This window comes from Microcoleus vaginatus FACHB-2002 (assembly GCF_040004035.1).
Classification (GTDB): Bacteria; Cyanobacteriota; Cyanobacteriia; order Cyanobacteriales; family Microcoleaceae; genus Microcoleus; species Microcoleus vaginatus_C.
In genome coordinates this window covers 230,048-250,518 of the sequence record NZ_JAMPLN010000007.1, presented here as the reverse complement: position 1 = coordinate 250,518, position 20,471 = coordinate 230,048, and the positions used below count along the sequence as shown (strand labels likewise).

Here is a 20,471-nt window from a genome sequence, read left to right as displayed (position 1 = left end):
GAGTGCGGTTAACTAAGGCGGAAGTTATAACCTAATTGACCTCTTGCAAAAGCTTACAGTCTGCAATCCACCCCGAAATTTGGTGCGTTCAGACCGACTAGGGCGATTCCCTTCGGGATAGGTTCGCTGGCTGTACTTATAAAAATATTGTCAGAAACAAGATTTTTTATCGGCTGAGATTTATGCTATTTCCCACTTACCAATTTTTAGTATTTTTCCTAGTTATTTTTAGCCTGATCGTCTCTGTGAAACCCCAAGTCGATTTGTATAAAATTGTCTTGTTAGTTTCGAGTTTATTATTTTATTCCTTTTGGAGTTTGGACTTTCTCTTGCTCCTTATTTTATCTACAGTCTACAATTATATCATTCTCCGGGTTCTCTGCAACAGTAAGTATAAAAAAATTGCTTTAATCTCCGGTCTAATTTTCAACATTGGCTATCTCGGCATATTTAAATATTGCAACTTCTTTGTAACTTCTTTATTTGAGGTACTGAACCAGCTACAAATTCCAGCCAACTTTCCAGTTTTGCAAATAATCGCCCCCGTAGGCGTGTCTTTCTACACTTTTAGAATGATTTCTCATTTGATCGATTGCTACCAGCAAAAAATCCCTTGTCCGAAATTTGTAGACTATGCCGCCTACATTACCTACTTTCCCCAAATTGCCTCCGGGCCAATCTCGCGAGCCCGCGAATTTTACTCGCAGTTAAATTCACCGAAAAAATACGACTATCAAATCGAAGAAGTTATAGTCTTGATTTTGTCGGGACTCTTCAAAAAATATACTTTATCGAGCTTTTTGTTTAACTTCACTCAACTGCCATTCACAGTCCCCCAGCAGTATAGCAGCATCGATTTAATCCTCGCGGCAATTTCCTATTCCTGTTTAATTTACGTAGATTTCAGCGGCTACTCGGATTTAGCCAACGGCATCTCCTGTTTGCTGGGTTTTAAACCCATTGCTAACTTTAATATGCCATACCGATCGCTCAGCCTGCAAGAATTTTGGAAAAGGTGGCACATCAGTCTTTCAGAGTGGCTGAGGGACTACCTTTACTTTCCCTTGGGCGGCAACAAATACGGCAAGTTGAGGAAGTACCTAAATCTCTTTTTAACAATGGCGATCGGTGGATTGTGGCACGGCGCAGGTTTAAACTTTATTTTCTGGGGAGCAATTCACGGTTTAGGATTAATTGTCAACCATTTATGTAAAGATATCCCCCAAGCTATCCACTTTAAATTAGACTATGCCTTTCCCCGATTTGCTAAATTTTGCAGTTGGCTACTAACATTTACTTTTGTTACTTGTAGCTGGGTATTTTTCGGCACTCCCAACTGGGAAACTGCGATGAGCTTTTTTGAAGGAATTTTCCATCCTACCGTCGCAACTTTTCAATTTAACTTTTGGCAATTGTATTTAGTAATTGCAGTCATTGGCGCGATCAACTTGTGGGGCGATCGCATCGCCCAACTATTGCAAACTGTATTGTCATTAAAAAACATTTTCTTTCGGGTTGTCTTAGTTTCGCTGCTCGTGTATACTATCTTGATGTTGGGGCCTAGTACCGTTCCGCCTTTTATTTACTTTAATTTCTAAGAAATATGAAAGACCGGGAAATTTTGCTGATTGTTACTTCTGTAATTCTCACTTTAATATTTTCAAACTTATCATTATTTCTAAAAAGCTTTGCTTCAACTCCTTTCGCCAGTCCAGAAATCAAACAAGCAGCGCGCCTGATCGAAATAGACGGTTTCCGAAAATCCGAACAAGATTTTTGGAGCAAAATTAAAGATATTAACTTCGATAGCCTCCCCAAAGAACCAGAACTTCCTCCTGTCAAAACCGAAACAAAAGCGGTCGTTGAACCTCCAAAGCCTGCTAATGCTAAAAAACCAACCCCAGCCAAAAAACCAACCCCAGCTAAACCAAAACTAACCCGACCTTATCGCAAATTTTTATTTATTGGAGATTCCGTAATGTTCGACTTAGGAATTCAACTCCAGTACACTCTTAAGAAAAAATACAATATCGCCGATACGAAAATTGACTACAAGCCCTCGACCGGATTAAATCGGATAGATTATTATGACTGGTATGCCAGAACTAGCCAAATTCTTAATAATTACCAGCCGGATGTAGTGATAGTTTTGTTTGGAGCAAATGACCGTCAAAATATCACTGATTCTCAAGGAAAAGGCAGGGTTGTTCTGACCAAAGAATGGCAAAAAGCTTATCAAGAAAGAGCTGACAGATATGCCAAATTACTGGATTCGTCATCCGTGAGAAAAGTGTATTGGGTGGGTCAATCGATTCCTAACAAATCTTCGTATCTCAAAGCTTTTCCCATCATGAACGATATTTATAAAAATGCCAGCAAATCTTCAGCCAAAATCGAATTTATTTCTACTTGGGACACTTTTGCACAAGCAGGAAGATTTGTTCCAGTAGTTGCTAATAAATCGGGTAAGCGAGGCTATGTAAAAAGTAATGACGGCTTGCACTTTACCTCCCACGGAGCTCAAATTATCAGCGACTTAATCGTTGACAAAATGGTCAGCGACAAAATCTTAAAACATCCGACAAATAAATGACTATAATAGGTTGTGTTTCCTGACCAAACCTAAAATTGTGACCTTTGATCGATTAGTGCAAAATTATATATTGAGTTCGGGACGCACATTAGCATTGCTCAACCCGGTTTATCAGAAAAATCTAGGCTGTAGTTATGAGAAATTTACTCGTGAAACCGGGTTTATACCTCCCTATGCCTCCCGGACTAATATTGACAAAAAGCAGCAGTAAATGTAATGCTGAATTCAGCATCAAACAACGGCGTCCCTATCTAGTAATTGTCCTGGCGACAAATTATGACGAGCAATGTGTGGAAACTCGATCGCCCTAGCATCCCTGAGTCAATGGGGTGCAGCGGCACAGCGCTAATCTTCACTCTCACTAAATATACTCAACCTTGGCAAAGAATAAACCTAATTGAAAAAATCCTGCAACAGTGCGGGATCGATCCTTTTGCTGAAGTTGTGGGCGTACCGAAAAGCGGAATATTCCGAGAAAATATACCGGAATCCGTCAGAAAACCCCATCCGAATTTACTGTTTCGGGCTTTGGCAATTCAGGCATTGGGGAAGGTGCGAGAGGGGCACAGATCAAGTGAGAGAACGCCTAGATCAAGTAATTTTAGCAAAAATCTGCTGGCGGCGTTAGAACAGGAAGCGCGAGGGGGATCGACTCCTTTAATTCGGTGGTCTGCGGCTGTTAGTATTAAGTCAATTTGGTTGGATGAAGCAGGGCCACGACAAGGCAAGGAAGGCGTTGTCAATGTCACAATCAATGCAGGGGAAATTGAGCGGCTGGTTGTAGAAGAGCAAATTCAACTATTAGCAAGCAACAAATTTGCTTTGGGCGACAGCAGCAGAAATGACAGCGGTAAGGAATATGAGAATTGTCTCGATTTTTGGGTGTACGGCCCTAGCTGGCTGCTGCCGAGCCTGCCAATGGATTGCGAGGAATATCTGTTTTGGATCGCTCGACTATTTGCTGCGATCGCACTTACGGGCCCGTACAAATTGAATGCCGAAAACGATGCAGCGGTAACAAACTTTTTGGAAGTTGTAGAAAATAATTTTAATGACTGGGAATTCTCTAAAATACTTGCCAAAATTTTTGAGTTCCTGCACCACCCGGAAGCGAGAGTTAAAAATCTAGCTACAATTATTTTAGAACCTTACAAAGACAAGCTGGAGCGAAAAGCGGCGCAGATTATGACAGCGCTTGTATATAAATTTAATGTAAAATATCAGCCCTTAGAATGTCTGACTCTTCCCGAAATAGAAGAGTACAAAGCGTCACTGTATTTCGGTAAAATGGAAATTGACGACTTGTATGGTGAGGCTTTATCACTGTGTGGCGATCGGGATGTCGAACTCGCAAGTTTATTGTCAGCTAAACAAAGGGAATCCCAAAATACTCTAGAGGAGCATATCAACAATCTCAGCAAGTTAGTTAAGTCAATCATAAATTGCCAGAGCTTGTTAGATGCTAATAAGGAACTTTTATATTTGACTGTAGATCGGCTGGAAAAATGGGATTACACTCTAGACAATAAACTGGCGGCGCACCGCAAACAAATCCAAAACCTGAGCTTGGATAAAAGTACATCCGAGCAGTGCATAAACCTCGACAATGAACTCAATTATATCAGAGATGGTTTGCAGTATACTTTGTATGAAATCACCTCAAATATTAACAGCCAAATTAGAGACTTAGAACTTTCTGCGTCCAAAAATAGCAAGACTGCAACAGATATGTTTAAGTGGACGTGGCTATTATTCAGGGTGGGGTTTTCAGGAGGGCTGTTTTTGTATTTATCGGATTTACTGATTAAGTGGATATTCGGCGTCAGCTACACAAGCGAATTTCTAGTTTATTGGACTATTTTATTTAGTGTGATCGTAGTATTTTTGTTAGTATTAGCTATATTTTTTTCGGGTATAGCTGCTTTAGACCAGCGCCGAGAATCTAAATTAATTCCTAAATTTGATAGCTTAAGCCAAATAGGGAGCAGTTTTTCTATATTGTGGCAAAAAATTTATTTGCAACAGTTTGTCCCGTCGGTGCGATCGAATTAAAAGTTTCAGTTGACAGTTGACAGTTGACAGTTGACAGTTGTGGGTACGACTGTTGTCAAAAGGAAAACGGAAGAGGGAAGATAGTTTTTCCTTCCCCTTCCCCCTCTTAAGAAAGTTAGGATGCGGTTGTTGCTGCTACTTTCTGGGTGTTGCTACCTTGATTTGCCAGTTGAATTAATTCAACTTTATATCCATCTGGGTCTTGCACAAAAGCGATGACTGTTGAACCGTGCTTCATCGGGCCGGGTTCCCGACTAACTTTACCGCCGCGGGCTTTAATTTCTTCGCAAGTACCGTAAATGTCGTCAACCCCGATCGCAATATGACCGTAAGCATCTCCCAAATTGTACTCTGTGACGCCCCAGTTGTATGTTAATTCCAAAACTGTAGTGTCTGATTCGTCGCCGTAGCCCACAAAAGCCAGAGTAAATTTACCGTCTGGATAGTCCTTTTTTCGCAGCAATTTCATGCCCAGAACCTCAGTGTAAAATTTGAGGGACTCTTCCAGGTTGCCGACTCGGAGCATCGTGTGTAGTAGTTGCATTTAGCTCACTCCAAATTTTTTAAGCTTTCATCTATTTTAGCGATTTCTTGCTGAAAAAACTCGCGCCTCAACCGTCGCAATTGCCGCAGGTTAACAACTGTCTATTTGATTTAGCTTTTTACTTCCACCACACCCCTAAACATATTCATGCCGCAAGTAAATAGGTATCGTCCAGGTTGTTGAGGGGTAAATTCAACAGCCGTTACCTGATTTAGAGGTAATTCTCGCACAATGTGAAAATCTGGTAACAACACTTTTTCCAGACAACTGTTGGGGTCGCGCCTCAAGAAATTGAGCCTGACTAATTGACCTGTTTTCACAACTACAGTGGCAGGCTCATAACCCCCGTCTACAGTAATAGTCAACTCTTGTATCCCCTGAATATATTCAGCTTGCTGCCCTTTAGCTTTACTGAACAAAAACCACCATAATTCCAAACCGATTAATGTCAAACCACCTATTGTGATGCCAACTTTTAAACCTAGTGGCTGTTCAATGCTGCGGAATTGAGTCGTTGAAGTAGAATGCGGGACGGACATTTCGGAAGCTTGAACTCCCGATGCCATTCCCATCACAAGTCCTAAACTCGCGAGACTTCCCCAAATTTGACTAGGCTGTAACATTTTTCTAATTCCTCCAAATTTATGCACTAGATTTGGCTTGAAAAGTCCGCAATCGCAAAGCATTAGTAACTACAGAGACTGAACTGAAAGCCATTGCTGCACCGGCGATAATTGGATTTAGCAGCCAGCCGAAAATGGGGAATAAAATGCCAGCCGCGATCGGTATTCCAGCGATGTTGTAAATAAAGGCAAAAAACAGATTTTCGCGGATGTTTCGCATGGTGGCGCGGGAAAGTTTAATTGCTGTAACTATGCCTTGCAAATCTCCTGAAATTAAGGTAATGTCGCTGGCGGCGATCGCCACATCTGTGCCGGTACCGATCGCAATTCCCACGTCTGCTAAGGCCAAAGCCGGTGCATCGTTAATCCCGTCTCCCACCATCGCGACAATTTTTCCTCCCCGTTGCAGGGCTTGGATTTGAGCTGCTTTTTGGTCGGGTCTAACTTCGGCAAAAACGCGCGTAATGCCCACGGATTGGGCGATGGACTCCGCAGTCGCGCGATTATCCCCCGTCAGCATCGCCACCTCCAAACCGAGCTTTTGAAGTGCTTTCACCGCCTGCGCGGACGATGGTTTGAGAGCATCCGCAATCCCCAGAATTGCCTCTATTTTGCCTTCTACAGCCATCCAAACAACCGTTTTGCTCGCAGCTTCCAAAGCTCTCCCGCGCAGTTCCAGATATTCAGTATCGCAGCCTAGTTCCTGCATCCACCTCAGCGTTCCCAGGGCGATCGACTTTCCGCCTACAACCCCGCGCACGCCACTCCCCGCGATCGCCTCAAAATCCTTAACATCCGTCAAATTAACCTCTTGAGATTGAGCGTATCTAACAACAGCTTCCCCCAAAGGATGCTCCGAATTTCGCTCGACAGACGCAGCTAATTGCAGCAATTTTAACTCATTGCTATTCTCGGTTCCTTTAATTGTCACAAAATCAGTTACAGTCGGCTTACCTTCAGTAAGAGTTCCTGTTTTATCTAACACAATTATTTGGATTTTGTGAGCCAATTCTAAACTCTCCGCTCCTTTAATTAAAATTCCGTTTTCTGCACCTTTACCCGTGCCAACCATCACAGCAGTCGGAGTCGCTAAACCCAAAGCGCAGGGACAAGCAATAATCAAGACTCCCACCATTGTCACGGTCGCTAGAGTGAAGTTTCCCGTCGTGTTAAACCAGATAATAAAAGTAGCTAAAGCGACGGAAATTACTACAGGAACAAACCAACCAGTCACTTGGTCTGCTAACTTTTGAATCGGTGCTTTTGACCCCTGTGCATCCTGCACCATCTTGACAATTTGAGCTAGAAATGTATCTTTACCAACTCTTGTCGCCCGAAACTGGAAGCTGCCAGTTTTGTTAATTGTGGCTCCGATAACTTCGTCGCCAAGCTGCTTTTTGACAGCCAAACTTTCTCCCGTAACCATTGCTTCGTCTACCGTCGAAGCACCCTCAATTACCTCTCCGTCTACGGGGATTTGCTCTCCCGGCCGCACCTGCACGATGTCGCCAATTTCCACTTGGGCGATCGGCACTTCCAACTCTTCCCCATTGCGAATTATCCGAGCAGTTTTTGCTTGCAAACCCATGAGTTTGCGAATTGCCTCCGAAGTCTCTCCCTTCGCCCGATTTTCTAGGGTTTTCCCCAACAAAATTAAGGCGATAACGCTGGCTGCTACTTCATAGTAAACGCTAGGAGTCAAACCTTGGGCTGTCAAGAAACCGGGAAAAAATGTCACAAATACAGAATAAAAGTAAGCAGCACTCGTTCCCAAGGCAATCAAGGTATCCATTGTCGCCACCCGCCGTTTGAAGGATTTCCAAGATCCTACATAAAACGATTTGCCGCACCAAAATTGTACGGGGGATGTCAGGACTAATTGCAACCAAAAATTGTGCAGCCATGCGGGAATAAATGGCAGGTGCAAGCCGGTCATCGCTGGAATAGCGCCCACAACTAGCAGGATGCTGATGATGCCTGCTGTCCAGAGTTGCCGCTGCAAGGTTTGAGATTCAGATTTGCGATCGGCTTGTTCGGAATCATCCTCTGGCGTCGCCATTTCTTGAAGCGGCAAAGCTTGGTATCCCGCATCATCAACCGCCGATTGAATTGTTTCTAAGTTGGTTTGCTGGGAGTCGTATTGGATGGTTGCTTGTTCCATCCCAAAATTGACATGACACTCAATTACGCCGGGAACAGATTGAATGGCTTGTTCGATAGAAGAAGCACAAGAAGCACAACTCATGCCCCGCAATTTAAGTGTGAGATTGTCCATATATGCCATCCTCAATGAGACTTTACCCTTTGTCTTTAAATAGTTGGATAGCCCGCCGATGCGATCGCTTTCCTAACTTCACTTTCCGACTTAGCGGTTTGAATCGTGACCAATTTTGTCTTGAGATCCGCCTCAACGGTTGAGGCGGAGTCAATGGCTTGGACTGCTTTTGTGATTGTAGTCGCACAAGCAGAACAAGCCATTTTAGGAACTTTTAGCTGTAAAGTCATAATTTGAACCTCAGCAGAAACTACTCTGCTCAATCAATGAATTAACTCCAGTGTAAAGTCTCCAGTACGCAGGAGAGTCAAGGGGAATGGCAAAATAAATCAGGAATTATGAAAAAATTGGTTTGACACCCTACCCATAGGGGTAAGGCCCGCACTGTGTACCCTACATAATTAGGTTGTTAGTTCTGTAAATCTTAAATTTGAGTGCGATCGACAGCACAGCAATAATTCTTTACAAGTTCGCCGCAAAAATTTCATCCTAATTTCATTTATATGTGAAAAGCTGAAGATAAATGGCCGTTTTAAGGATATAAGCTCTATGAAACCAATTTCATTGAAAACAGGCTTTGCAGCGCTGATGTTGACCGCCACAGCCGCTTTTACCAGTGGAGTGCTTGCAGCTTGTTCAAAAGCCCCTTCCAGTGAAAGTCAAGCCCCAAACGTTACGGCTGCAACCGAAGCAAACAACAAGCAAGACGCGGTACAAGGCGGCGGCATGAATCATGGCATGAATCATGGCATGAATCACGATATGTCAATGGATTTAGGCCCGGCTGATGCCGACTACGATTTGCGATTTATTGATGGTATGACAGTACACCATCAAGGTGCTGTAAACATGGCTCAAGATGTGCTTAAACAATCCAAACGCCCGGAAATGAAAAAGCTTGCCACTGATATAATTGCTGCTCAAAACCGCGAAATTAATCAAATGAAAGAGTGGCGAAAAACTTGGTATCCCAAAGCCAGCAGTACGCCAATGGCTTATCACGCTCCAATGGGTCACATGATGCCAATGACTCCCGAACAAATGCAAAGCATGATGATGAGCATGGATTTAGGGGCCGCTGACGACCAATTTGACTTGCGATTTATCAATGCCATGATTCCTCACCACGAAGGAGCTTTAGTGATGGCTGAAGATGCTTTGAAGAAGTCAAAACGCCCGGAAATGAAGAAATTGTCTCAAGAAATTCTGACTTCGCAAAAGCAAGAAATTCAGCAAATGAAACAGTGGCGGCAAGCTTGGTACAAACAGTAATTTAGCTCACATCAACAAAACGTGACACAAATTCAAAACATGAGTGACATGAATCACGTTAGGTCAAATGTTCAGGAAATACTTGCTTCACAAAAGCCATAAATTGAAGACATGAAAAAGTGGCGACAACTTTGGTACAAACAGTAATTTAGCTCGACTGTGGCTGTCAGCATTTGTCTGACTCCATCTCAGTTTCCTGAGAGTACCTACACATACTGTAGATAATTGAGCCGCCCTACCTCTAAAGTAGTATAACTTACGTAAAACTACTGTAGACAATTGCTCAGTTCTACCTCTAAAGTAGTAGGTAAGTCAGCAAAAAGCTATATAGATAGAGGGGGTAGTTTATGATATTGAATAGCTTGGAATTAAACACCACTTATAAATCAAATGCAGCCGTAGATGAGTTAGTGAGCGGATTGACAAACGAAATTGAAGCGCGAGCACAGATAAAAAAACCGGAAAAAAATCTACAGCACAATCGCTTGTCATTAGGCGAAACTTATCTTCGTATTTTAGAAGCTGGTGGGCATCTGGGCTGCTGATGCGAAATTTCATCCTAATTTCATTTGACCGTGAAATACTAGGTTGAGTAGAGCATTTCTAGCTCTTGGTCATTGCTTAGCGGTCGCTTCTTGGAAAATGCTAATAAGTAACTTTACTTAATGGGTATCACTTACTTACCTGTGCAAAATACCAACCGTTAAACCTGTGGCACTCAACCTGATTTCAAGGACAATGCCAACGATGATATTTCATAAATATGCTCAATCTCCGGCAATTATTAGCACATTTTCGGGAATTTTGTTCAGCCTAATTTGGCTAAGTTCTCCTGTCGCTGTTTTTGCCCACGCTGGCCACGGAAATGAATTTCACCATAGCGGCGAAACAACTCAAACTCCTACCGCTATTTCTGTGGATGCCGAAACAGCAAAACGATTAGGAATTAAAGTTTCCCCTGCTACCACCCAGCGGCTAGATATCGGCCTTAAAACTACTGGACAAATTGAAACTTTGCCCAACCAAAAAGTAGAAGTGACGGCTCCTGTTGCTGGCAAAGTAGTAGAGTTGCTGGTTAAGCCAGGAGACAAAGTATCAAAAGGTCAACCGCTTGCGGTTTTATCGAGTTCAGAATTAGGACAATTGCGGGTTGAATCTCTCTCGAAACGTGCCGAAGCTGAGGCAGATTTGCAGCAAGCGGAAGGCGATATCAAATTAGCACGAGAAAATTACGATCGCCAACTTCAAATATCCGCAGCAGAAATCGCCCAAGCCCAAACCCAATTGACAGCGGTAACTAAGCAGTACCAGCAAGAACAAGAATTAGTAAACAAGCGTTCGGTTGTGCAAGCGGCTAAAGAAAACTATCAGCGTCAAGTTGAAATAGCGCAAGCCGAAATAGGGCGGGCAGAAACAGAATTAACTATTGCTAAAGAACAGTTCGATCGCGACAAAGAATTAGCGGCATCAGGAGCGATCGCGCGGCGCACAATGCTGGAATCGCAAGCCCACTTCGCCGAAGCACAAGCCGCTGTTGCTAAGGCAAAAAGCCGTCCTGAAGTTATCAAAGCCCAAACCGAAATTAAACAAGCCGAAGTAGACCTGCCGATGCGGGAATTGCGGGAATCTCAAGGCAGAGTAGCAGAAGCAAAAGCTCAACTTACCAGAGCTCAGAGCCGCCGGGAAGTCCTAGAAGCCGAGAACCAACTCAAACGCGGCAAAACTGCCGTCGAAGTCGCTCAGTCGCGCATTCGCTTGGCTGATGCAGCCTATCAAGCGCGGCTCCAACAATTAGGAACTGTTGCCAACGATCGAGGACTCGTTACCGTAGTTGCTCCGATTTCCGGGACGGTAGCCGATCGCGAAATCACCCCTGGAGAGTCAGTAAACGCTGAAAAACCGTTGATGAGTCTGTTAAATGACAGCCGCGTTTTTGCCACAGCCAATATTTACGAAAAAGACCTGAATAAAGTAAAACGGGGTCAGGAAGTCAGGGTAAAAGTCGCTAATTTACCCGATCGCACTTTCAATGGAAAAATCGCCTTAATTGGGTCATCCGTGTCAGGAGAAACGCGGGTGGTGCCGGTGAAAGCAGAACTAGATAATATTAACGGTGAATTAAAGCCCGGACTGTTTGCGGAGTTGGAGATTTTAACAGACAAAACTGCCACAAATATTTTAGCAATTCCGAGTGCGGCGGTAGTGGATGTTAGCGGTAAAAAAACCGTTTACATCCAAAATGGCAATGCTTATCAAGCTGTTGAAATTGAACTCGGTCAAACGGCCGGAGATTTAGTTGAAGTTAAGAGGGGTTTATTCGAGGGAGATTTGATAGTAACGCAGCGAGCACCTCAACTTTACGCACAATCTTTGCGGGGCGGCAGCAAGGCCTCAAAAGACGAGGAAAAGAAAGAGGCAACTCCAAAGGCAACAGAGGTTAATTTTAATAATTTACCCGTGTCTTTATGGTGGGCGGGAATAGGGGGAGGAGTTGCGATCGCATCCCTGACTTTCACAGCCGGCGTGTTGTGGGGAAATCGACGCAAATTGCCAGCAATAGCAGCGGATTCTGGAAACCATGCTGCAAATAATGGTTTTTCCGCCTCTAAATCGACCTGGGACGAGGAATTGCTGTTACACAATAACAACCATCACGTTAAAACTCAAGAGACAGAAGTCAAGAGTTTGAAGTAACAGCACGACACGGAAGTCACGGATAAACGGATAGCTGTTTTTATCAATGCCCAATGCCCAATTCCCAATTCCCAAATTATTAAATGTTCAGCACAATTCTCAGATGGGTAATTAACCGCCGCTGGCTAGTTGTTGTCGCCACCATTATTGTTAGTCTGTGGACATTGTATATCATCCCCCAAATGTCGCTTGATGTCTTCCCTCCTTTTGCACCCCCGCAAGTCGAAATTCAGACGGAAGCACCGGGGCTCGCGCCGGAAGAAATCGAGTCTTTAGTAACACTGCCAATTGAAAGTGCGATTAACGGAACTCCTGGAGTAACAACAGTGCGATCGTCTTCGGCTGTGGGCCTTTCTTCGGTTAAGGTAATCTTTGATTGGGGAACTGAAATTTATCAAGCGCGCCAGTTGATCACAGAACGATTGCAGCAAGCCCAAAGTAAACTCCCGGCTGGGGTAGAAACACCGCAAATTTCTCCCACAACTTCTCCTGTGGGCACTGTTATTACCTATGCTTTTACCTCAGAAACTACTCCTTTGATGGAAGTGCGCCGTCTTGTTGACTGGCAAGTCACCAATCGCCTTTTGGCAGTGACAGGCGTTGCTCAAGTGGTGGCTTACGGCGGCGAAGAAAGGCAGTATCAAGTATTAGTAGAACCTGCAAAGTTAAAAGCTTTTAATGTGTCGTTGCAGCAAGTAGCTGAAGCGGCGGCGGCTGCGAATGTTAACGCGCCGGGGGGGTATTTAATTACGCCGGATCGAGAAACTTTAATCCGGGGGGTGGGGCGGATTGAGTCTGTGGAAGATTTGCAGCAATCGGCGATCGACTCTCGCCACGGAACACCCGTCAGAATTGCTGATGTAGCTAATGTCAAGATTGGTGCTGCAATCAAGCGGGGCGATGGCAGTTTTAACGGCAAAAAAGCTGTGATTGTGATGGTAAACAGACAGCCAGTTGCGGATACTCCGACGGTAACTAAAGCGGTTGAGGCAGCAATGGCTGAGGTGCAGCAAGCTCTGCCAAAAGATATTAAAGTTACTGTGACTTTCCGACAGGAAGAATATATCAATTCCTCGGTGGAGAATGTGCGATCGGCTTTAGTTGAAGGCAGTATTATCGTCACCCTGATTCTCATCCCATTTTTGATGAATTGGCGCACTCTGGCGGTTGTTTTGCTGGATTTCTTTCTGACTTGGCTGTTGGCGCTGCTGGCGATGTATTGGCTGGGGCTGGGATTAAATACGATGACTTTGGGGGGTTTGTCGGTGGCGATCGGCACTGCGATCGACGATGCGATCGTCTATGCCGAAAATACCTACCGCAACTTGAGAGAAAATAGGTCTTCGCTTCATCCTCGCTCCGTGATGGATGTGATTTTTGATGGCAGTCAGGAGGTGCGCGATTCGTTAATTGGAGCGACTGTTATTGGCATTGTGGTGTTTTCGCCAATTTTTACTTTGCCCGGTGTAGAAGGTCGAATTTTTACGCCTATGGGGATTACTTATTTGGTAGTTGTGGTAATTTCTAGTCTAGAATCGCTGTTAATATCTCCGGCTCTTTGCGCTATTTTGTTGCCTACCAAACGTATGAGTGCGGCGGAACCTTGGCTGCCGAGATTTTGCAAGAGAGTATATCATTTTTCGATAAATTTGTCAATGCGCTATTCCGGGATTATTTTAGCTTTTGCTGCTGCTAGCATGGTGGCTGCATTAATTATTTTGCCATCCTTTGGACGGGTGTTTTTGCCGGAGTTTCAGGAGCAAACTTTGGTGAATACTATTCAGCTTTATCCGGGGGTGTCTTTGGAGACAACAGATAGCGCGGCTTTTGCTATTGAAGATGCACTTAAGGATGATAGCAGGTTTGAATACGTGCAAGTGCGATCGGGCCGAGCTCCGGGAGATGCTGATGCTGCGGGAGTCAATTTAGCTCACATTGATATCGGTTTAAGCGAGGCAGGGATGAAAAACAGGCCGAAAACTTTGGAGTCGCTGCGGCAGGAATTTGCTAAATTGCCGGGAGTTGCACCAAATATCGGTGGTTTTATTTCTCACCGGATGGATGAGGTTTTATCTGGTGTCAGAAGTCAGATTGCTGTCAAAATATTTGGCCCGGATTTGGATCAGCTTCGCAGCATCGGTGCCCAAGTTGAAGAGCAAATGAAAACAGTTGAAGGAATTGTAGATTTGCAACTAGAACCGCAGGTGCCTGTGCAACAAATTCAAATTAAGTTTAACCGTCAAGCTGCAGGTAGATACGGTTTGAAAATCGGAGAGCTTTCTGAAATAATTGAGACAGCTTTAAACGGCAAAGTTGTTTCTCAAGTTTTGGAAGTGCAACAAACTTTTGACTTAGTTGTTTGGTTGCAGCCTGAAGCCAGAAAAAACCTAGAAACTATTCAGAATTTGTTGGTTGATACTCCAAGCGGCAATAAAATTCCCCTCGCCCAAGTTGCGACTGTCAAATACGGTACGGGGCCCAATACGATTAACCGTGAGAATGTTTCCCGGTTGATTGTGGCAGCGGCTAATGCTAAAGGTAGGGATTTGCGATCGGTTGTGAATGAAATTCAAGCTAAAGTAAAACGAGAAGTGCAGTTGCCTTTTGGCTATTTTATCGAGTACGGTGGTCAATTTGAAGCAGAACAAAGAGCTTCGCAAAATATTATGATATTTAGTGCGATCGCCTTTTTGGTAATTACAGTCTTGATGTACTTGTCCGTCAAGTCTATCGCTTCAACTGCTATGATTATGATTAATTTGCCGATCGGCTTAGTGGGAGGAGTAATTGCGGTAGCTTTGACGGGCGGCATCATCTCTGTAGCTTCCCTGGTTGGCTTTGTCACATTATTCGGCGTTGCTACCCGTAACGGCTTGCTTTTAGTAGACAACTACAACTCTAAGTTAGCCGAAGGAATGCCTTTTAAGGAAGCAATTATAAAAGGCTCGATGGAACGGCTCAACGCCATCCTGATGACGGCTTTAACTTCAGCTTTGGGTTTAGCACCTTTAGTATTTGAAGGCGGGGCGGGCAAGGAAATTTTGCAACCGCTGTCAGTAGTAGTTTTAGGAGGGTTATTTACTTCTACAGCCCTAACTCTGTTAGTTTTGCCAGCTTTGTATGCTCAATTTGGTAAGTTTTTACTACCTCAAGAACCTCAGCCAGTTATTGAAGATGGAAAGAGAGTTAATGTGTGATATTTTCTAATTATTGTCAGTCAGCAAGGAGCCAAACCAATGAAATCGCTCAAGTCTAGCTTAGTTATTCTAGGTAGTGTCGGATTGCTGTTTTTGGGAGCTTGCAGTAAAGGCGACCAAGCAAGCGATCCAAATAACACTGCAGCATCCCCTCCTGTCGCTTCTCAACCTGCGTCTTCTAGTCCCGCCACTGCTCCTGCAACAGCAACAAAAGGGGGGCAAGTTGTAAAGTCTGGAGCTTACTATTTAGAGTTTGTACCTGAAAAAGAAGCTACCGGAACTCATTTAGATGTTTTTTTGCAAAAAGGGGAGAAAAAGGAACCAGTTCCTAACGCCAAAGTGACGGCTCAAGTGCAGTTGCCGAATGGAAAGCAGCAAACCCTAGCTCTCAAGTATGATGCTGAGGGCAAACATTACGCTGTGGTGTTTCCGGGCAAAGATCCAGGAAGTTATCCCGTGAAAGTTACTGCGAATATTAACGGAGAAAAAGTTGACGGTCGTTTTACCTTCAATCAATAGATAGCTGATTTTCTAATGCGCTCTCACTTATGGGCGCATTAGTTATTAGCAACAAACAACTGCCTCCTGCAATTCCACTAAAAAGCCGATCGTATTTCGATCGCACTTAATTTCCTATTTCGTTACCTGAGTTTTTTTTGAACGGGAAAAACACTCGACCTGCCAAACTTTGAAGGTAAATGCCACCGACGGTAATTAAAAAGACGAAATAAGCGATCGCCTGCACGACATAGAGCTTATCCGTGTAGCCAAACAGCGCACTCAACAACAAACCTGGAAACTTGTCTTCGGGAAGCAGTTGCGAGGTATTCCAGACCATCGGCCCGAGAATGCAAGAGTGGATTTTAGTAAATCTTTCGTAATAGAAACACAGTGCTGCTGATTCGCGATTTGTTTGCGATAAAATATTCATCGCGCTGTCAAAAAGTCCCAAAGTAGATACCACTAAGCCTGCTACAATGAAGAGCAATAAAATGCCCATATATTTGAAAAACAGGCGGATATTAATTTTGACTCCCCATTTAAACAGCAGGACACCAAGTCCAGTGGCTGAGAGAATGCCGCCCAAAGCGCCGATTGCGGGAATAATGCCTTGTTGAAACTTGGCGACGACAAACAAAACCGTTTCAAACCCTTCGCGCAAAACAGCAATAAAAACTAAACTAAATACGCCCCAACCGGCATGAGAGTTTTGCGTTAAAGCAGCACTTACAGCGCCTTCAACTTCGGCTTTCATAAATCGCGCTTGCTTGGTCATCCAAATCAGCATCCAGCTCAGCATTGCTATTGCTATAATCCCAAAGATTGCTTCTAGCAGCAATTCCATAATCGGTGCAAAAGGCTGATTGGATGCGGACAAAATTTGCATCGTCCAGACTAACAGTACACCTATAAAAGCGCTGGCAATAAGTCCAACTCCTACCCCCCCAAAAACCCAAGGACTTAAATAACTTTGTCCCGACTTTTTGAGGCAAGCGAGAACGATTCCGACAACTAAGGCGGCTTCGACTCCTTCGCGGAGAGTAATTACAAATGTGGGCAATGCTTCGCTAAAATTCATCTTTTTAGTTGAGGTAATATCGGGCGGTAATTGGTAAGTTTTTTTACCAATTACCGTTGGCGGTTTCAGTTAACTTTTTTAAGATGCGGGTTTGAGAACTTTTTGGCTGTCGTTCTCGATCGCTTTAACTAGCTGGTTGACTTGTTCGGTGGTTTTTACGGGGGCGGGGGGTGCGATCGCAGTTGGCCAATTTGTCTTAAGTTCATTCATGTTGGCAACAATTGCTTTGTCAATTTCGGGGCTAGTTTTAGCCACTTGCTCGGCAATATCTTTGTACAGACTTTCCGCGTACATGACAAAACCCCGCGAATCTTGGTATTCAATAATTGCGGAAATTTTGCCGTTAGCAACTGCCGCTCCGTATTCGGAATTAGCTGTATCCAGCAAGCCGTTAATCACTTGCAGCACGAATTTCGGATCTTTTCGCTGCGTTTCGGGAAGGGCGGCAATTGCTCCATCAACTGCTTGCATTGATGTGGTAAATTCCGCCTTGACTTGAGCCGGATCTTTTGCACCCGCTTTAACTAAATCCTGCAATTTAATTAAAGTAGCCTTAAATTCAGGAATTTTACGCTCGTTTAGCTGATCTTCCACATCGGCATAAATTTCTTCGACCGGATGCCCGATGTGCGGTTCTGCCTGGTCTGGTTTGCCTTGATCCAAGAGTTCTTGGGCTACGAAAAGATGCCCTTTCATCAAGCCAAGTTTAGTCATGTAGTCTACATCTCTGGGTTCGCCTGTCAGCACCACATTTTCAATAGTTACCAAGTCTTTGATTTGGTCGAATTGGGCTTGAGTAATGACCTTTTTTGAAACCAATTCTTCGACTTTTCCGTAAGGGCGGCTGGCTTGAATTTTGTTAGAAAGTGCCGGTACTCCTAACTTGGCTTCGAGTTTATCTAACTCTGAAAGAATCGCAGTATTGATGTTGATGCCGCCTTTGCCGCCGTGATGCCCGCTGTGACCGCTTGTGGATGCGGGACTGGCTGTAGCAGCGGGTGAGGTGGTGCTGTCGGTGTTGCTGGCTGTGGGGGAAGCGCAACCGGCCAGAGCAACGAGGATGGCTGTAGCCGTAGCGGTCGGTAATAAGCGAAAGGATGATAACATGGCAGTTGCTAATTTTTACGTTATGTGCATTTGGACTCACAACTTATTAAGAATAATTCTCAATTATTTGTGAGCTATTCATTCTACCTATTTGCGATCGAGCTTGTCAAATAATTTCATACTTTCTTTATTTGAATCGGCGCACCGTGGTAGCAGGATTTGGTTTAAGTGATGACTTCAAATACCCCCATGCAGCCTGCTTCGGCGATCGCATCTTGATGGGGATGAAACATAAATTTTCCAGGGTAGCCGTAGGTAAATTCTAAAATATGCCGTTCAGCTACTCCCATTGTGATTACATCCGTTCTTTCACTGGGAGTTAAAGTCATTCCCGTGCGATATACGTCAAAAAAGTTTGCGTGCAGGTGGAAGGTTACTGCCGCTTCGTACTCAATTAGGTTGAGAACGTACAGCCGGATTAGCTGATTTCGGTAAATAGGTATCGGGTTGTTCATGTAATAATTGGGCAACCCGTTAAAAGCGTAAAGCTCGTTTTTTTTGTCGTCGTTTACGTCGTATCCTCCCATGATTAACAAGATTTCATCGGCGGGAGCGCGGGGTTTTGGCGGATCGATGATGAACATTCCATAGAGTCCTTTACCTATATGGCGAGTTACGGGCTCAATATGGCAGTGATATAGATGCACTCCGTAGGGATTGGCATCGAATTCATAAATAAATACCGAACCGTGTTTCACTGGTTTAACGCCATCCATTTCGCTGGTATGAACGCCGTGAAAGTGCAGCGAATGAGAATCTCCGGCTTTGTTATAAAAAATGACGCGGATTCGATCGCCCTCTGTTGCCCTTAATGTCGGCCCCGGCACGCGATTGTTGACGTTCCAGGTGTTGAAAGTGACGGCGCTGTTAAGTTGGACGATCGAAGTATTAGCTTCCAGACGAAATTCCCGAACCGTGCGCCCGTTTTCGTGCGTCACCGTGCCGTAATCAAAATCCCGCGCAATTTGCATCGGGTTGATATTGCTGACGGTGAGTGCATCTGCGGGCATAGGCGGTATTCTCGCGACTGATGTCGGTTTGCGAGTCAAGTTTTGAAGTGCGATCGCGCCGCCCGCTACCCCAGCCCCAGCTATTCCTAGCTGTAGCAGTTGGCGGCGACTCCAGCGCCCCGGCTTTTTCATGGGGGGGCGATCGGATAAATCTGTCATACTTATTGAAAAATTTTCTCAAAAATTCACTCGTGGTTGATTATAAGACATTACCAGCTTGTTGTCAATTATTGTCAACTGTTCTCTTTTTCTGCGAATTCATAAAATTTCATGCTGATTTCATCTCAGTATGTGAGGTTAGAGGTTGGGGTAGATGCTGCCGATCCCTAACAATGTATAAGGATTTACCCCTATAAATTAGAGTTATGAGAGTTTTGCTAGTTGAAGATGAGCCAGATTTAGGGAAAGCGATCGATCGCACTTTAAAGCAGGAAAAATATATAGTTGATTGGGCTTTGGATGGCAGTGAAGCTTGGGAATATTTAGACAGTCAGTGGACGCAATATAACCTAGCTATTTTTGACTGGTTGCTACCAGGATTGTCAGGATTGGAACTGCTGCGGAGATTGCGTGCTAAAAATAGCGCATTGCCCGTCTTGATGCTAACAGCAAAAGACCGAATGGAAGATAAAGTTGCGGGACTAGATGCCGGGGCTGACGATTATTTAGTTAAACCGTTTGGGATGGCGGAACTGTTAGCAAGATTGCGGGCTTTGCAAAGGCGCTCGCCCCAAATTCAACCGCAACAGCTACAGGTGGGAAATCTGGTTTTGGACTGCGGAAATCGAACTGTGTGCCATCTCGATCGAAGTGGTAACAGCCAGATAATTTCTCTAACAAACAAAGAGTTTCAACTGCTAGAATACTTTATGAAACATCCCAACCAAATTATTACCACTGACCAAATTCGGAATCAGCTATGGGAGGCGAGTGCAGATAGCTTTAGCAATGTGGTAGCAGCTCAAGTGCGCTTGCTGCGGCGCAAACTTGAGTCTGTTGGCGGCGCTAATTTAATAGAAACCGTTCACGGCGTCGGATACCGCATGAGAAATTAAAGCTGTAGGGGCAACAGCGGGCGGATTATATCTCGTTTCCAGTATCTGGCTATAATATAGAAAACTCGATCGTAAAAATGACTGCTATGAAAGATTTAATCCAACAAGAGTTAGAAAATCTCGATCTAGAACAACTAAAACAAGTATTTGAGTTTATTGCCTTCCTAAAATTCCGTGCCAGATTAGCTACTATTGCAGCAATCGATGAAACTAACTTAGCTGCACTCTACGGCGAATTTGCCGAAGAAGACCGACAACTTGCGGAACTCGGAATAAGCGAATATGCAGAACTCTTAAAACATGAAAATTTGGCATGACAGTCAAATATAAAAAATGTATTATTTACCGGATAATTTTTATTTTAATAGGAATTACGCACGGGGGTCATAAACCTTATTGTTTAAGCTTATTCTCTCTTTTCTCCTCCTCTGCGTTCTCTGCGCCCTCTGCGGTAGATAAAAAAATATCAT

Annotated in this window: 18 protein-coding genes; 11 read left to right on the top strand and 7 right to left on the bottom strand. The window is 44.2% G+C overall.

From position 1 onward, the window contains the following. The first annotated feature begins 182 nt into the window (after window positions 1–182). The 4 genes from NDI35_RS09265 (at window position 183) to NDI35_RS09250 (ending at window position 4,645) form a co-directional block, all read left to right on the top strand. Window positions 183–1,598 carry an MBOAT family O-acyltransferase gene (locus NDI35_RS09265; RefSeq protein WP_445312477.1) on the top strand — a complete coding sequence of 472 codons (1,416 nt, stop codon included), beginning with the start codon at window positions 183–185 and terminating at the stop codon, window positions 1,596–1,598. Between the two features lie 5 nt (window positions 1,599–1,603). Continuing rightward, window positions 1,604–2,593, top strand: coding sequence for an SGNH/GDSL hydrolase family protein (locus tag NDI35_RS09260; protein WP_445312476.1), 990 nt, complete (start codon window positions 1,604–1,606; stop codon window positions 2,591–2,593). Between the two features lie 134 nt (window positions 2,594–2,727). Next, window positions 2,728–2,904 (top strand): hypothetical protein, encoded by a 177-nt coding sequence (locus NDI35_RS09255; protein ID WP_445312475.1) that lies wholly within the window; start codon window positions 2,728–2,730, stop codon window positions 2,902–2,904. Continuing rightward, on the top strand, window positions 2,870–4,645 hold the full coding sequence (locus NDI35_RS09250; protein WP_445312474.1) for a hypothetical protein: 1,776 nt from the start codon (window positions 2,870–2,872) through the stop codon (window positions 4,643–4,645). The genes NDI35_RS09255 and NDI35_RS09250 overlap by 35 nt, the downstream gene beginning before the upstream one ends. 115 nt (window positions 4,646–4,760) lie before the next feature. On the opposite strand, the gene gloA is transcribed toward NDI35_RS09250, so the two are convergent. The 4 genes from gloA to NDI35_RS09230 all read right to left on the bottom strand — a co-directional run bounded on the left by gloA (window position 4,761) and on the right by NDI35_RS09230 (window position 8,317). Next, on the bottom strand, window positions 4,761–5,189 hold the full coding sequence (gene gloA, locus NDI35_RS09245) for a lactoylglutathione lyase (protein ID WP_445312473.1): 429 nt from the start codon (window positions 5,187–5,189) through the stop codon (window positions 4,761–4,763). Window positions 5,190–5,299: 110 nt separating this feature from the next. After that, window positions 5,300–5,812 carry a cupredoxin domain-containing protein gene (locus tag NDI35_RS09240; protein WP_445312472.1) on the bottom strand — a complete coding sequence of 171 codons (513 nt, stop codon included), beginning with the start codon at window positions 5,810–5,812 and terminating at the stop codon, window positions 5,300–5,302. A 19-nt stretch (window positions 5,813–5,831) separates the two neighbouring features. Beyond that, window positions 5,832–8,087, bottom strand: coding sequence for a heavy metal translocating P-type ATPase (locus NDI35_RS09235; protein WP_445312471.1), 2,256 nt, complete (start codon window positions 8,085–8,087; stop codon window positions 5,832–5,834). A gap of 35 nt (window positions 8,088–8,122) precedes the next feature. After that, complete coding sequence (locus NDI35_RS09230; RefSeq protein WP_333072949.1) at window positions 8,123–8,317, bottom strand: heavy-metal-associated domain-containing protein; 195 nt, start codon at window positions 8,315–8,317, stop codon at window positions 8,123–8,125. A 319-nt stretch (window positions 8,318–8,636) separates the two neighbouring features. Here NDI35_RS09230 and NDI35_RS09225 point away from each other — a divergent pair, with 319 nt between their 5' ends. From NDI35_RS09225 to NDI35_RS09205, 5 genes are all read left to right on the top strand, one after another. After that, window positions 8,637–9,359 carry a DUF305 domain-containing protein gene (locus NDI35_RS09225; RefSeq protein ID WP_445312470.1) on the top strand — a complete coding sequence of 241 codons (723 nt, stop codon included), beginning with the start codon at window positions 8,637–8,639 and terminating at the stop codon, window positions 9,357–9,359. A gap of 347 nt (window positions 9,360–9,706) precedes the next feature. Beyond that, window positions 9,707–9,904 (top strand): hypothetical protein, encoded by a 198-nt coding sequence (locus tag NDI35_RS09220; RefSeq protein ID WP_445312469.1) that lies wholly within the window; start codon window positions 9,707–9,709, stop codon window positions 9,902–9,904. A 202-nt stretch (window positions 9,905–10,106) separates the two neighbouring features. After that, a complete protein-coding gene (locus NDI35_RS09215) occupies window positions 10,107–12,053 on the top strand; it encodes an efflux RND transporter periplasmic adaptor subunit (protein ID WP_445312468.1) in 1,947 nt (648 codons plus the stop codon). 83 nt (window positions 12,054–12,136) lie between these two features. Beyond that, the gene (locus NDI35_RS09210; RefSeq protein WP_445312467.1) at window positions 12,137–15,250 is read left to right on the top strand and encodes an efflux RND transporter permease subunit; all 3,114 of its coding nucleotides are present in this window, start codon (window positions 12,137–12,139) and stop codon (window positions 15,248–15,250) included. Between the two features lie 39 nt (window positions 15,251–15,289). Further along, the gene (locus NDI35_RS09205; protein WP_445312466.1) at window positions 15,290–15,769 is read left to right on the top strand and encodes a hypothetical protein; all 480 of its coding nucleotides are present in this window, start codon (window positions 15,290–15,292) and stop codon (window positions 15,767–15,769) included. A gap of 106 nt (window positions 15,770–15,875) precedes the next feature. Here the strand turns inward: NDI35_RS09205 and NDI35_RS09200 are convergent, their stop codons facing one another. The 3 genes from NDI35_RS09200 to NDI35_RS09190 form a co-directional block, all read right to left on the bottom strand. Continuing rightward, window positions 15,876–16,829: an FTR1 family iron permease gene (locus NDI35_RS09200; RefSeq protein WP_445312465.1), complete on the bottom strand. Its 954-nt coding sequence runs from the start codon at window positions 16,827–16,829 to the stop codon at window positions 15,876–15,878. 78 nt (window positions 16,830–16,907) lie between these two features. Beyond that, window positions 16,908–17,936 (bottom strand): ComEA family DNA-binding protein, encoded by a 1,029-nt coding sequence (locus NDI35_RS09195; protein WP_445312464.1) that lies wholly within the window; start codon window positions 17,934–17,936, stop codon window positions 16,908–16,910. Window positions 17,937–18,100: 164 nt separating this feature from the next. Further along, window positions 18,101–19,105, bottom strand: coding sequence for a multicopper oxidase domain-containing protein (locus NDI35_RS09190; protein ID WP_445312463.1), 1,005 nt, complete (start codon window positions 19,103–19,105; stop codon window positions 18,101–18,103). Window positions 19,106–19,311: 206 nt separating this feature from the next. Between NDI35_RS09190 and rppA the strand changes: the two genes are divergently transcribed. Both rppA and NDI35_RS09180 read left to right on the top strand, forming a co-directional pair. After that, window positions 19,312–20,001, top strand: coding sequence for a two-component system response regulator RppA (rppA, locus tag NDI35_RS09185; RefSeq protein ID WP_445312462.1), 690 nt, complete (start codon window positions 19,312–19,314; stop codon window positions 19,999–20,001). 77 nt (window positions 20,002–20,078) lie between these two features. Further along, window positions 20,079–20,318, top strand: a complete 240-nt coding sequence (locus NDI35_RS09180) for a hypothetical protein (protein ID WP_445312461.1) — start codon at window positions 20,079–20,081, stop codon at window positions 20,316–20,318. Window positions 20,319–20,471 lie beyond the last annotated feature (153 nt).

What these genes read in the sequence shown, in the direction of transcription:
- NDI35_RS09265 (WP_445312477.1), top strand. Translation starts at nt 183, where the DNA reads ATGCTATTTCCCACTTACCAATTTTTAGTATTTTTCCTAGTTATTTTT.
- NDI35_RS09260 (WP_445312476.1), top strand. Translation starts at nt 1,604, where the DNA reads ATGAAAGACCGGGAAATTTTGCTGATTGTTACTTCTGTAATTCTCACT.
- NDI35_RS09255 (WP_445312475.1), top strand. Translation starts at nt 2,728, where the DNA reads ATGAGAAATTTACTCGTGAAACCGGGTTTATACCTCCCTATGCCTCCC.
- NDI35_RS09250 (WP_445312474.1), top strand. Translation starts at nt 2,870, where the DNA reads ATGACGAGCAATGTGTGGAAACTCGATCGCCCTAGCATCCCTGAGTCA.
- gloA (WP_445312473.1), bottom strand. Translation starts at nt 5,189, where the DNA reads ATGCAACTACTACACACGATGCTCCGAGTCGGCAACCTGGAAGAGTCC.
- NDI35_RS09240 (WP_445312472.1), bottom strand. Translation starts at nt 5,812, where the DNA reads ATGTTACAGCCTAGTCAAATTTGGGGAAGTCTCGCGAGTTTAGGACTT.
- NDI35_RS09235 (WP_445312471.1), bottom strand. Translation starts at nt 8,087, where the DNA reads ATGGACAATCTCACACTTAAATTGCGGGGCATGAGTTGTGCTTCTTGT.
- NDI35_RS09230 (WP_333072949.1), bottom strand. Translation starts at nt 8,317, where the DNA reads ATGACTTTACAGCTAAAAGTTCCTAAAATGGCTTGTTCTGCTTGTGCG.
- NDI35_RS09225 (WP_445312470.1), top strand. Translation starts at nt 8,637, where the DNA reads ATGAAACCAATTTCATTGAAAACAGGCTTTGCAGCGCTGATGTTGACC.
- NDI35_RS09220 (WP_445312469.1), top strand. Translation starts at nt 9,707, where the DNA reads ATGATATTGAATAGCTTGGAATTAAACACCACTTATAAATCAAATGCA.
- NDI35_RS09215 (WP_445312468.1), top strand. Translation starts at nt 10,107, where the DNA reads ATGATATTTCATAAATATGCTCAATCTCCGGCAATTATTAGCACATTT.
- NDI35_RS09210 (WP_445312467.1), top strand. Translation starts at nt 12,137, where the DNA reads ATGTTCAGCACAATTCTCAGATGGGTAATTAACCGCCGCTGGCTAGTT.
- NDI35_RS09205 (WP_445312466.1), top strand. Translation starts at nt 15,290, where the DNA reads ATGAAATCGCTCAAGTCTAGCTTAGTTATTCTAGGTAGTGTCGGATTG.
- NDI35_RS09200 (WP_445312465.1), bottom strand. Translation starts at nt 16,829, where the DNA reads ATGAATTTTAGCGAAGCATTGCCCACATTTGTAATTACTCTCCGCGAA.
- NDI35_RS09195 (WP_445312464.1), bottom strand. Translation starts at nt 17,936, where the DNA reads ATGTTATCATCCTTTCGCTTATTACCGACCGCTACGGCTACAGCCATC.
- NDI35_RS09190 (WP_445312463.1), bottom strand. Translation starts at nt 19,105, where the DNA reads ATGACAGATTTATCCGATCGCCCCCCCATGAAAAAGCCGGGGCGCTGG.
- rppA (WP_445312462.1), top strand. Translation starts at nt 19,312, where the DNA reads ATGAGAGTTTTGCTAGTTGAAGATGAGCCAGATTTAGGGAAAGCGATC.
- NDI35_RS09180 (WP_445312461.1), top strand. Translation starts at nt 20,079, where the DNA reads ATGACTGCTATGAAAGATTTAATCCAACAAGAGTTAGAAAATCTCGAT.